Source organism: Candidatus Culexarchaeum yellowstonense (assembly GCF_024707025.1).
GTDB lineage: Archaea > Thermoproteota > Methanomethylicia > Culexarchaeales > Culexarchaeaceae > Culexarchaeum.
This window is the reverse complement of sequence record NZ_JANGFQ010000004.1, coordinates 1-13000: the sequence shown is the minus strand read 5'-3', so window position 1 is coordinate 13000 and position 13000 is coordinate 1. Positions and strand designations below refer to the sequence as shown.

Here is a 13000-nt window from a genome sequence, read left to right as displayed (position 1 = left end):
GTTATGTCTATTATTTTCTCACGGTATTGCCCTTTAGTTTTGAAAGTTCCCTATTGAATAATGAGATTAATGCATTTATTTCGCTTCCCAAGGCTATCATTTTGAATCCCATATCCCTATATTTTTCAGCATATTCTATTGAGCTGTATATTCCTATTGGTTTACCCCTTTCAATGCATATCTTTAGAATTCCATTAATTACTTCTTGAACTTCTCTGTGTTGTGGGTTTCCTATATGTCCAAGTGATGTTGCTAGATCGTATGGGCCTATGAATAGTGCATCTACACCATCAACCATAATTATCTCATTAATGTTTTCATAAGCTTCCCTAGTCTCTATTTGCGCAATTAGCATTAAGTCTCTCTCCACATTCTCCAAATACTCCTTAAGCTTCAATCCATATTTTGCAGCTCTTCTTGGGCCATACCCCCTAATCCCCCTTGGAGGATATCTTATTGCCCTTACAGCTTCCTCAGCTTGTCTCCTATTATTTATCCATGGAACCATAATCCCCATGGCACCCACATCTAAAACCTGCTTTATCTGTACGAAATCATTCCATGGAACTCTAACTATAGGTGTCACCTTATCCTCATCTATCACTTGAATAATTCTATGGACATCGCCAATGGTTAGTGGTGCATGCTCCATATCTATGAGCATCCAATCGAAATCAAGCATAGACAACGCTTCCGCTATATCTGTGGAGTTTGTAGTTATCCAAATACCGTAAGTAGTCTCCCCCCTCATCAACTTCTCCTTCAACCTATTAACCATAATACCCATCAAACTACTATGACTAGTTCTATTGAAAAACCTATTCATTGACTTGGTTACATTTGAATTTAATATATACCTTTTACCTTATCATAATATTTTATGGTGGTTTCTATGCCTATTGTGCATGTCTTTGTGTGGGAAGGGTTTTCTGATGATGCTAAGAGGAGGACTATTCATGGGATAACCAATGTATTCACTGAGCTTGGTATTCCAAGGGAGGCTGTGGAGGTTTTGATACATGAATTGCCCATGAAGAATTGGGGGATTGGTGGCTGTCAAGCTAGTGAAAAGTTTAAGGGTGTAAAGATACCATAAATACCCATCTTTTTTAATTCAATTTCCTAAATTGTAAGGTTTAAAGGGTAGTCTTTCAAGTTTCTAATTTTGCTGAATCTTTTAATATCAGTCTTTCCAATTTAGATTTGTGTATGCTGATTTGGTTCTTTTGAATGCTAAGATAGTTAATGTTTTTAGTGGTGAAATTGTTGATGGTTCTATTGCTGTTAAGTTTGGAAGGATATGGAGAGTTGGTTCAGTTGATGATGTGATTGGTGATTCAACACGAATTATAGATGTTGGGGGGAGGTATGTTTGTCCAGGGTTTATTGATGCTCATCTTCATGTTGAGAGTAGTATGTTGACTATTAGGGGGCTTGCTAAAGCAGTAGTGCCTCATGGGACAACATCGATAGTTATTGATCCACATGAGATTGCCAATGTTCTTGGTGTTGATGGTGTGAAGATGTTTATTGATGAGAGTGAAGGTATACCGTTGGATGTTTATGTTACAATTCCAAGTTGTGTTCCAGCAACTGCAGATTTCGAGACTTCCGGTGCCACTATTGGTTTAGATGATGTTAGGGGATTGTTGGGTTTTAGGAGGGTTGTGGGTTTGGGTGAAGTTATGGATTTCTTGGGGGTTGTTAATCGTAATCCCACATTGATGGGGAAGATTTCCATGGTTAGGGAGCGTGGTTTGAGGGTTGATGGTCATGCACCATCATTGAGTGGTAAACTCCTACAAGAATATGTTTCCGCTGGAGTATATTCTGATCATGAATGTGTAGATGGTTTTGAAGCTTTGGAGAAGCTTAGATGTGGTATGTGGATTATGGTTAGGGAAGGCTCACTATCGAAAGATTTGAATAGAGTTTTGGGTTACCTTGTTAGGGTTGGTGTGGATTTATCTAGAGTTATGCTTGTAACTGACGATTTAAACCCTATGGATGCATTTAAATCCCATATGAATAAACTTGTTAGGATGGCTATTGAATGTGGATGCAACCCTATAGATGCCATTAGGATGGTTACATTGAATCCAGCATTATACTACCGTTTAGATGATGAAATTGGAGCCGTGGCTCCTGGTTTAAAAGCTAATCTTGTAGTTCTTGATGATCTTAAAACCATAAATGTTTATATGACCATTTTTAATGGTGTTGTGGTTGCGAAGGATGGTAATCTCACGGTGGATATTGGGAAATGGGATTATCCTCCTAGAGTGTATAGAACTATGAATTTGAAGAAGCTCCCCTCCACAGATGATTTTGCCATTAAGGTTGGTAATGAGTGTGGTAGAGCAATTGTTAATGTGATTGGAGTTGAGGAAGCCACATTATACACTAAACACTTAACTGCTGAATTGAATGTGGAGGGCGGTAAAGTTATTCCAAGTGTGGATGATGATATTATACAGGTTGCGGTTGTGGAGCGTCATAAAGCTACTGGGAATATTGGTTTAGGTTTTGTTAAGGGGTTTGGGTTGAAGTTTGGAGCTATAGCTTCAAGCATTTCACATGATAGTCACAATATAGTGGTTGTAGGCGTGAATTGGAGTGATATGGCTTACGCTGTTAAATGCATCGTTGAGAATGGTGGGGGAATTGTGGCTGTTAAGGGTGGCTCAATACTTGAAATCCTACCACTACCAATAGCTGGTTTAATGAGCAATTTAGATGTTGGGGAAGTTTCAGCTAAACTCGAAAGGTTATATGAGGCTTCAAAGATCCTTGGATGTAGACTTAAAGAGCCTTTCATGACATTATCATTCATAGCATTGTCTGTAATTCCAGAAATAAGGTTAACTGATAGAGGGCTTATTTTACATGATCCATTGGATAAGAGTATTCGATTTATAGATCCAGTAAGGAAATTTATAAAAACTTGAAAAGCATAGTTAATTGTGATGTTTTATGGATGCCCATGAAGCATATAACAGGTTGTTCTCATTATTGGAGGAGCATCATAAATTCTTTTCTACAAGCATACCCTTAATAGCAAGTGAGAATATCACCAGTTATGCTGTTAGGGAAGCTTTGATATCTGATTTTGGTCATAGGTATGCTGAGGGTTGGCCTGGTGAGAGGGTTTATGCTGGTTGCAGATACATTGATCAAGTGGAATTATTAACCCTAGAATTGATGAAAGATTTATTCAATGCTGAGTTTGCTGATGTTAGACCAATATCTGGTGTAACGGCCAATCTAGCCGTCTATTCGGCTTTCACAGAGCCTGGGGATACCATGATCTGCTTATCCATACCAAATGGAGGTCACATTAGTTATGGTAAGAAGGAGCTTAGTGGAACTGCTGGGCTTGTTCATGGTTTGAAGGTTGAGTATTTCCCATTTGATGATGAGGAGATGAATATTGATGTTGATAAGACTAAGAGGAAGATTGAGAGGTTGGTTAAGGAGGGTGTTAAACTTAAATTGGCAATGTTTGGTGCAAGTGTATTCCTATTCCCACATCCAGTGAAGGAGTTAAGTGATTTCATGAAGTCCATGGGCATGATAGTGGCTTATGATGCTGCACATGTGGCTGGACTCATAGCTGGGAAATGCTTCCAAGATCCATTGAGGGAGGGTGCAGATGTAGTTACGATGAGTACACATAAAACCCTCCCAGGACCTCAGAGGGGTGCAATACTCTCATGGAATAAGTATGCTGATGCCATAAAGAAGGCAGTTTTCCCAGGAGTTACATCCAATCATCATCTACATACATTGGCTGGGTTATGTGTAGCTTTATGTGAAATGAAGGCCTTCGGTAGAGAGTATGCAAATCAGATAATAAGGAATGCTAAAGCACTTGCACAAGCATTATGGAATGAAGGGTTCAAGGTTGTGGCTGAGAAGAAGGGGTTCACGGAATCCCACACAATACTAATAGATGTTTCAGATCATGGTGGCGGGTTACATGCTGAGAAAGCGTTGGAGGATGCACATATAATAGTCAATAGAAATCTACTTCCATGGGATCTCAAAATGGGGAGGCATTTCACTAATCCTGGTGGCATACGTATAGGTACGAGTGAGGTAACTAGGCTAGGTATGAAGGAGGATGATATGAGCGAAATAGCATCATTCATGAAGAGGGTTATCATAAACCGTGAAGATCCAAAAGTTGTAGCTAAGGATGTCGCTGAATTTAGGAAGAGATTTAATGAGATAAAGTATTGCTTCGAGAGTGCAAAGGAAGCTTACGCCTATATACGCATAAAGTAACATTAGTACAGTAAGAACTCATCATAACCCTCCAATCAAATCATATAACAACCCTTAATTTTAAATGGAAAAAAGTGAGTTTAGAGTTTAGGTGGTTAAAGCCATTTTTAGCATTGTTGGATTTATTTCTCCAGCACTAAATATGTTTCCAGTTTTCACATTGTTTACTGTTATCGTTGCTGGTGAGAATTCCCCTAAATCTATATTGTAGAAGCTGTAGTTTGCCTCCTTAAATATTTCCATGAATGTTTTGTAGTATTTGTTGGAGCTTGATGATGGAACTCTGCTAATAATGTTCTTTAAATATTCTTCGTCATCGCAATTGACAATGTAGAATGTGGATCCAGCATATCTTATAACATCGTTAACTATTCCCATGGCTTTAATCATGTTTGGATGTACTGGGGCTATTGGTGAACATCCAGATCCGAATATTATGTTCTTCGGATCGAATCCAAGTAATGTGAGTTTATGTATTCCAACTTCCACTATCCTTCCAGCTATCTGGACTGAGCCTGCTATACTCGTTGTTGGTGTTATGATGGCATAAACGTTTTCCGCTTTAACTTTACACTTTTCAGCTATATCCATTAAAACGGCATCTGGCGGTAGTTTTGGAGCTTCAATCACAATTACCGCTACATCTGCAGTTTCACCATACCCTATCTTCTCATATATCTGTTTTGGGTTTAGAATTTGATATCCAATTTTCTCATAGAAATCCTTCTTTAAAGCTACAGCCTTCGGTAGTGGTCTTTCAAGGGCTAATGCCCTTGCAGGTCCAGACCCCAATCCATAATATCCTTCTATGCATATCTCCCAATCTGCAAGTTGAGATCCCATTGTGGTTATTGAAGGGTAGTCTGTGGATACATGTATGGCTGGCAATGTTAACTGTCCATAATTCATGCTTGTTATTGATATGTTGGCTAAATCTGCTAAGCAAATTCTAGTCACATATAATCCAGCCATTAAACTACCCTTAACTTCAACTCCAGCATCTATTATTGTAGCTTTGCATGGAGCTCTATGCACCTTTACATTCAGTTCATCAGCCTTCTCAACCATTTCCATTACTATCTTTAAAGCTCTTTCATTCATATTCAATGTAATATCCATCCCCTCGATTTAAACGCTTTAAATAGTGGTAACCCAATTAATGTTGCTATAAATGCTTGTATCAGTCTTATCGCTGGATATGCAAATGGGCTTAATAAGAATAGTGTCCGCGTAGTTTTTAAGCTCAACCCATATATGCCATTATACACCTGTGGTGTAGCGAATAATGTTGTTCCAAGAGATGAATCAGTTTGATTCCCAATAAATGAAGCTATGAATAGGTATATGAACAGCTTTTTCGAATTAACACTTCCAGAACCTTCGAATTTAAAGATACCCTTCGAATATGCTCTCGCCAATGGGATTATCAATAGTAAAGCTATTATTTTATCGAAGGTGGCAGCTACACCAACATACCAATAATCAGTTAATGGTTGAACTACTGGCGTTAACCAGAATCCAATTATTATTGCGGCAAGTATTGCAAATGCTATTTTAAACTTGTTTCTAAACATTAATCCCACAATTAATGCATTTGATGCTGGGCATAGTATGAATGGTAAGCCGAAGGGGTTTGCTCCACTATAGAAGAATGCTATTAATGTACCTACAAAAGCTGCTAAAGCCCCCACAAATGGCCCTAATATGAGTCCAAATACAGATGCTATTGCTGCTTCCAATTGTATCTTTACCTGTGGTAATCCGATAACTGGGATTCCTGGAAGTCTTGATAGAATGAAGTATAGTGCTGCGAAGGATGCTGCGAGGGCTATATCTCTACTCTTCATCTAGTTTCCACCTTTACACTGCTATTCCCTATTTTACACTGAATATATAAAGGTTTCCCATGGAAGATGAGAAATAAAAGTATGTGTATTAAGAGGTTATTGGTGATTTCGTGGAGTATTGGCCTTACATAATTCCACTACCATACAAATCAGTTTTACAGTATCGTACACTCACTTCCATATTCAGTTCTGAAGTTGCTTTAGACATACTTAGAAATATAAATTTGGATGGGAAAACTTATCAAAGGGATTTAATTAGAAAGCTCTCCCAACACTCAAACAAGTCTATCATCAAGTATTTGAAAACATTTGTTGAATTAGAGATATTGGAGGAAGATGTGGAGAAGGTTTTGGTTGATGGTAAATCCATGTGGGTTAAATGGTATAAACCAACGTTTCTGGGGAGATGGTTCATATTGCTGGTTAAACCGAGGGAAATGCTTTCACCAATGGATATAAAGAATGCCCTTGAAGATCTACTAAAATTGTATGCCAAAAGTATAGTTAAATTATGTTCAACATTCAATTTAGATGTGGAGTACTTCAGAAGGGTTTTCAATGAAGCTTTAGAGAAATGATTCTTGCGAATCTAGAAAAATGTGATCTCCCCTAATTAATCTCTTTTATGTATGAGGATGTATTCCTTCGCTTTCTTCCCAATCTCCATAGCCTCATCTATGGATAAGTGGACTTCTGGAATTCCACTTGAACTTGTGGCTTCAATTACCGCTAGGTCTGCCCCCTCAGCGAATTCCACCAATCTTTTGCAGTATCCCGTATCGCCACTTATAACTATCCTTTGATTTCCATACCTTATTGAGTATCCCACTGCTGGTATTGGCTCTAAGATTCCAGCATGCCTAATAGACCCCCTATGTATTACTTGAAATGCTTGGATGCTCATGCTCCCAACATTTACCTCTTCTCCATCCATGACTTCTCTTAAAATCACCTTATATGGCATTGTCTTCCCATATATCCCTAGAAAATCATGGACAACAGTTCTTACTTCACTGCAACCCTTTGGTGAAATTATGGTTAAATCCTTCCCCCTCCCGAGCATTCTGAGGAATCCAAGTATACTCCATAATCCACCCATGTGATCGTAATGTCCATGTGTTATGGCTATAGCCTCCAACCTATTGAAGTCGTATTTGTTTTCAAGTAAATCTCTTAAGACACCATCACCAACATCTACTAATAGGTCGCATTCATTTGTGGATACCAGTATCTGAGTGGCTACTCCAGCTTTAGAGTATAAAACTTTCAAACTCCAGTTTTCACCTTGCCACGAATTCTTCAAATGTAAACACCCGGGTTACATTTGTTCTTCATTTACTTATATTTGGTTTGTTTAATCTCAGCATTTTCAATCCTGTTTGGGATGGTTTTAGGTGCATGGGTTTGCCTTCTGGATTTATGTAAAATATGGGGGTTTAAATGTCTCCATTATTTATGTTCAATTTTACTCAATTGTTTTATTATATCCATATATTCTTGGTTTATTTTTGAGTATCTTTTCATAAGTACTTCCCTTGCCGCTTTCCAGTTTATGGCAACTTCATTTAGTCTCCTCCTAACCATTTTGTTAACATACTCTTTCATTTTATCTTCACGTTTAACTTTTCCATCAATCCAGCTTACGGATATAAGTCCCTCATTTTTCAAGTGTCTTAATGCTCTGTATACTTGTTTTGGATCTACCTGTTCTCCTAATTCATCCTCTAATTCCTCTATGAGTGTGTTTATTGGTATTTCCCTTTCTTCATGTAGGCATATTGTTGCTATTAAGTTTTGAGTTATCTTCTGGATGTTCTCGTAGTAAATTTTTGCTATTCTTCTACGGTATTGGAATTGTTCTAAGTATTTATCATACCTCTTATAGAATACCCTCTTTATTGCTTCTGCTAGGGATATATAGGTTAACAGTATTAGTGCCAATGCCATGTAGAATTGTGGTGGTGGTTGTACGAATTTGAAGTATCCACCTATGGGTGTTAATGGCAATATTAGTGCTGATGCAACTATTGCTAAATTGTTTATTAGTAGGTATCTGCTTGGAATACTCTTCCAGAATGGTCTCTTGGTTCTTATGGAGAATATTACTAGCGTTTGTGATGTTAGTGATTCCATGAACCATGCTGTTTGGAATAGTGCTTCTGAAGCTTTGAATATGAATAGCATTGTGAAGAATGTTATGAAGTCGAATAGTGAACTTACTGGCCCTAGGTATAGCATGAAGGCTCTAATGAATTTCATGTTCCACCTTTTAGGTTTCTCTATGTATTCTGGATCAACATTATCTGTTGGTAAAGCTGTTTGGGATATATCGTAGAGTAGGTTGTTGAGCAGTATCTGTATTGGTAGCATTGGTAAGAATGGTAGGAATATTGATCCTATGGCTACGCTGAGCATATTTCCAAAGTTTGAGCTTATCCCCATCATAATGTATTTCATGGTGTTCCCAAAGGTCTTCCTACCTTCCATTACACCTCTATACAGTACTGTTAAATCGTTCTTCAGTAGTATTATGTCTGCAGCTTCCTTTGCAACGTCCACAGCATTATCCACCGATATCCCTACATCTGCAGCCTTTATTGGTGGTGCATCATTTATTCCATCCCCGAGGAATCCAACCACATGCCCATTATCCCTTAAGGCTTTAATTATCCTCTCCTTTTGCACTGGTGTTAACCTACAGAATAGATTTGCTTCTTCAACTATTCTCGATAATGCTTCATCACTCATTTGAGCTATCTCTCTACCTGTAACAACCCCCTTAATTTCAAGACCCAGATATCTACATACATTTTTCGTTACAAGTTCATTGTCTCCCGTTAGTATTTTTATTTCTATACCAGCTTCCCTCAATAGCTTTATTGATTCCCTTGCAGTTTCCTTTGGTGGGTCTATGAATGCTATGAATCCTAGGAATATCATTTCCCTTTCATCTTCAGCTGAATACGCTTTCTTCTCATAATCAATTTGCTTGTAAGCTACTCCTAATACTCTAAACCCCCTTTCACTTAGTTCAAGGTATTTCTGCTCAATTCTCCCTCTAACTTCATCAGTCATTTCCATAATTGAATTCTTGTTTTCGTATTTTGTGCATATTTTCATGATCTCTTCTGGTGCGCCTTTGGTTATCATTAATGTTCTCCCATTGTTTTCCACTATTATGGATAGGCGTTTACGGATGGAATCGAAGGGTATTTCATCTATTTTCCTATACCCCTTAGCATCTATCTCCCTATAGCTTAGTATTGCATTGTCCAGTGGGCTTTTCAACCCAGTTTGGTAGTAGCTGTTTAGGTATGAGTAGAGTAATACTTTCTCATCATCTTCCCCATCTATGTTTATGTAGAGTATGAGTTTAACCTTATTTTCTGTGAGGGTTCCAGTTTTATCTGTGCATAGTATATCCATGCTTCCAAAGTCTTGTATTGAAACTAGTTTCTTCACGATTACCCCATGCTTGGACATTAGTATTGCTCCCTTGGAGAGGTTTATGCTTATTATCATTGGAAGTAATTCTGGTGTTAAGCCCACTGCCAGTGAAACTGCGAATAATAGTGATTCTACTACGTCACGTTTGTAGAATGCATTTATGAAGAATACAAATATTGTGAGTAGGAATGTCAATTCCATTATCATATAGCCGAAGTATCTTACTCCCCTCTCAAACTCCACCTCCCTCCCCCTTAATGTAAGTCCCCTTGCTATTTTCCCATACTCTGTACTGGTTCCAGTTCTAACCACTACAGCTGTTGCACTCCCACTAACTATTGATGTTCCCATGAATAGGTAATTGCTCCAATCAATTATGTCTGGGCTGTATGTTTTTAATGGCTCCCCATTCTTCTCCACGGGATAAGATTCTCCAGTTAATGCTGATTGATCTACGAATAGATCCTTTGCACTTATTATCCTAGCATCTGCTGGAACTATGTCTCCAGCTGAAAGTAGGATTATGTCTCCTGGAACTAGCTCTGACGTTTTCACTTCGCTTTTCACTCCATTTCTAATGACGGTGGCTGTTATTGCAACTCTTTCCCTAAGTTTCTCAACAGCCTTTTCAGCTTTATGTTCCTGATAGAAGTCTAGGGTTGTGCTCATGAGTATTATGGAGGTTATTATAATTGCACTGCTCATCTCTCCAGTCAATCCAGATATTAACGTTGCAAATAGCAATATTATTACTAGTGGATTTTTGAAGTGTGATAGAAATTCTATTATAATTCTCCTCTTCTTCCTCACTTCCAATTCATTATACCCATAAATGTTTAAACGTCTATCAACTTCACTGGGGCTGAGACCATTCATGGAGGTTCCTAGACGTTGAAGGACTTCGTCTGCAGGTAGGAGTAGTATTTCATCAATGCTTATGGAGGGTGCGCTAAGCCCCTCCTCATTTCCACCATTATTTCTGTAATTCCCTGGCATGTTATCATCTTCCTTACAACTCTCTCCTAAACAACAAATATTCATAATATTTTATATTTTTTATATATTTATTGTGAGTAGCGCTATTTGTGCTGGTATTATGCCCATGAGTATTAGTGGAATTATGTAGTTGGCTACTTCTATTCTCTTAATTATGCTATTCATAACGTCTTCTCCAACCATCTTCACCCTCACATTTACCGTTCCACTCATCAACTTCATTTTCTTAGAATTCCCCCTTGCTTCCCTTATAACACTTTTAACAGTCTCTATTATTTCATCGTAATCCTTTCTATTGAAATTTATTCCAACTGGATTTGCTGCTTCTCTAGGTCCAACGGTTTCATGCGTATCTGTTGTGGCTATTATTGGGTGGTATCCCTCACTCCTTACGATTTCGCTTATCGCATCCCTTAGCTCTGGTATCATATTGTTGGAGTCGAAGGATATGTATGCTGCTCCCCCTATCGTCACAGCTCTTATCCCCCCACTTCCAATGCTACCCCTCTTTATGCTTCTACTTGAGTATCCCACGTATACCTCTTCTTCCCCTTCGCTTTGTATGGCTTCTTCAACTGCTTTTAGTAATGCCTCTACTAGTTTATCCTCCTCCTTTGAGAATGGCTTCACCTTGACGGCTTGTTTTCCAGGGGTCAGTGAGTCATGTCTATCAATCACTATTGCTTTCACATTCATACCCTTTGCATTTAATATTTCATTTAATCTCTTCTCAGTGGTGTTTGGTATATCTTCGAAGCTTTCAAACTCCCTCCCACTCACCGTTGTCAATACTATTTTTCCAAATTTCTGTGCTGTTATTTCATATTCACCATCATTTCTCACCACAAGCTTTCCACACTTGCATTCTTCAACTCCACTTATGCATCTCTCCACTCCAGCTATAACCTTCTCTACTTCTTCTTGTGATGGTATGTCTTCGGAGTGTGTGCTTGCTGCTCTTAGGAATACTGGTTTAAACCCCCTTTCTTCAAGTATCTTCATTATTTTTGCTGGTGCATTGGAGCTTCCAGCTATTAGGGGTCCTGGATGGAAGTTTGCTGTTATCAGAGTTATATTCTCGGCCTTTATTGTTGATATTTGAACTTCCCCTTCCGGTGATAGTTTCTCAAGAACCTCCTCCAGAGGTTTTGGGTTTCCATCTATTAGTAGGTGTGTTGCAGGTTTTATTATGTCTTCACCTATGAACATGATTCTCTTAATAACCTCCCTCGTTAGTAATATTGATATTATGGCTGTTGATACTGCCGTTAACGTTGTTAATCCCCCATGGATCGATGGTATTATTGGCGATGCCATGAACACATATTTAGCAATCTTGTTATCCATTATCATGGCTACAAGTCCCGCTAGGTACATGGATGTGTATAATAGGGCATATGCATATCTTTCAAGCCCTATGGGCATCAATATCACTTGAGCTATGAGTTGTGGTGCAATTATTATAATTGATGCCCAAAGTGATCTCCTCACATTCATGAAGCTACTCGATTTATTAGCTGACAAAGTCATCAATGCTATTGACGCTGTGAATAATGCTGGCTTGATGAAGTCTTTTGCATATATTAAGTTTACCCCCCACATCAATGTGAGCATCACAGTAACTATTGCTATAGCAGTCTTCATGGATCCCAGTGAAAAAACCAGCTTAGCCCTCTCCTCAATAGTTTCATGTTTAATGTTCAATCCCCTTGCCCCCTAACTCAACATTTAAGAGCCATACCCCTCAGCTAAAATTATAATTAACTGTGTACATACCCCTAATATACTTCTATCCACATCACATATACCTTTCCCTAATAATTTAACTCAAATAATGATAAATTTTAATTACATGATGATTGGATAATATTCTTCATGCAAATTTTACATGTGAGAAACGTTGAGTTGCGTCGGCTTAGAAGGCGCTTCCTCTATCTTAGACTTCTTCAAAGAATCCTTCTCCTAATTGCATTGATACTATTGTTAATGAATCTTTTCATTCATAGTTGGGAGGTAAGAGTGTTCTCAATGGTTATACTTATTGTTTGGGCTATTACCTCAATAATCATTTTATACTATATGATTCGGGTGAGGAGGATTAGGCGTTCATATGCTACCAATCACATTTCATGAAAACTTTTAAAAGGTTTCTAAACATTAATATCTAGGTTGGTGTGTTTGGTTGGAATTGTAAATGAGCGTCGAGTTAAGCCGAAGGTTGACCCTGCCCTCGTCAGTAAAGTTAGAGCTATAGAGGATAAGTGGATGGATAGATGGATTAATAATGGAATTTTTAAAGCTGAGCCAGACCCATCAAAACCAAAGTTCTTTGTAACTTTCCCATATCCATACATCAATGGCCTTATACATCTCGGTGGAGCCTTCACCATACTTAGAGTTGACATTACTGCTAGGTATAAGAG

11 protein-coding genes are annotated in these 13000 nt (G+C 38.3%); 5 read left to right on the top strand and 6 right to left on the bottom strand.

From position 1 onward, the window contains the following. Positions 1–10: 10 nt before the first annotated feature. Positions 11–778 carry an HpcH/HpaI aldolase/citrate lyase family protein gene (locus MRT15_RS01675; RefSeq protein ID WP_304327304.1) on the bottom strand — a complete coding sequence of 256 codons (768 nt, stop codon included), beginning with the start codon at positions 776–778 and terminating at the stop codon, positions 11–13. Positions 779–892: 114 nt separating this feature from the next. On the opposite strand from MRT15_RS01675, the gene MRT15_RS01670 reads away from it, so the two are divergent. The 3 genes from MRT15_RS01670 to glyA all read left to right on the top strand — a co-directional run bounded on the left by MRT15_RS01670 (position 893) and on the right by glyA (position 4287). Then, a complete protein-coding gene (locus MRT15_RS01670; protein WP_304327302.1) occupies positions 893–1096 on the top strand; it encodes a tautomerase family protein in 204 nt (67 codons plus the stop codon). A 121-nt stretch (positions 1097–1217) separates the two neighbouring features. Then, entirely contained in the window at positions 1218–2948 is a 1731-nt protein-coding gene (gene ade, locus MRT15_RS01665) for an adenine deaminase (protein ID WP_304327300.1), read from the top strand. A gap of 25 nt (positions 2949–2973) precedes the next feature. Then, complete coding sequence (gene glyA, locus MRT15_RS01660) at positions 2974–4287, top strand: serine hydroxymethyltransferase (RefSeq protein ID WP_304327298.1); 1314 nt, start codon at positions 2974–2976, stop codon at positions 4285–4287. Positions 4288–4374: 87 nt separating this feature from the next. Here the strand turns inward: glyA and mch are convergent, their stop codons facing one another. After that, positions 4375–5388 (bottom strand): methenyltetrahydromethanopterin cyclohydrolase, encoded by a 1014-nt coding sequence (gene mch, locus MRT15_RS01655; RefSeq protein ID WP_304327375.1) that lies wholly within the window; start codon positions 5386–5388, stop codon positions 4375–4377. A 2-nt stretch (positions 5389–5390) separates the two neighbouring features. After that, the gene (locus MRT15_RS01650) at positions 5391–6134 is read right to left on the bottom strand and encodes an ECF transporter S component (RefSeq protein WP_304327296.1); all 744 of its coding nucleotides are present in this window, start codon (positions 6132–6134) and stop codon (positions 5391–5393) included. A gap of 110 nt (positions 6135–6244) precedes the next feature. On the opposite strand from MRT15_RS01650, the gene MRT15_RS01645 reads away from it, so the two are divergent. Beyond that, on the top strand, positions 6245–6712 hold the full coding sequence (locus MRT15_RS01645; protein ID WP_304327294.1) for a hypothetical protein: 468 nt from the start codon (positions 6245–6247) through the stop codon (positions 6710–6712). Positions 6713–6747: 35 nt separating this feature from the next. On the opposite strand, the gene MRT15_RS01640 is transcribed toward MRT15_RS01645, so the two are convergent. The 3 genes from MRT15_RS01640 to MRT15_RS01630 all read right to left on the bottom strand — a co-directional run bounded on the left by MRT15_RS01640 (position 6748) and on the right by MRT15_RS01630 (position 12281). Continuing rightward, positions 6748–7437, bottom strand: a complete 690-nt coding sequence (locus MRT15_RS01640; RefSeq protein ID WP_304327292.1) for an MBL fold metallo-hydrolase — start codon at positions 7435–7437, stop codon at positions 6748–6750. Positions 7438–7583: 146 nt separating this feature from the next. Beyond that, positions 7584–10577, bottom strand: coding sequence for a magnesium-translocating P-type ATPase (mgtA, locus tag MRT15_RS01635; RefSeq protein WP_304327290.1), 2994 nt, complete (start codon positions 10575–10577; stop codon positions 7584–7586). 60 nt (positions 10578–10637) lie between these two features. Next, positions 10638–12281, bottom strand: coding sequence for a DUF2070 family protein (locus MRT15_RS01630; protein ID WP_304327288.1), 1644 nt, complete (start codon positions 12279–12281; stop codon positions 10638–10640). 474 nt (positions 12282–12755) lie between these two features. On the opposite strand from MRT15_RS01630, the gene MRT15_RS01625 reads away from it, so the two are divergent. Continuing rightward, a partial coding sequence (locus MRT15_RS01625; protein WP_304327286.1) for a class I tRNA ligase family protein occupies positions 12756–13000 on the top strand: 245 nt, incomplete at its 3' end.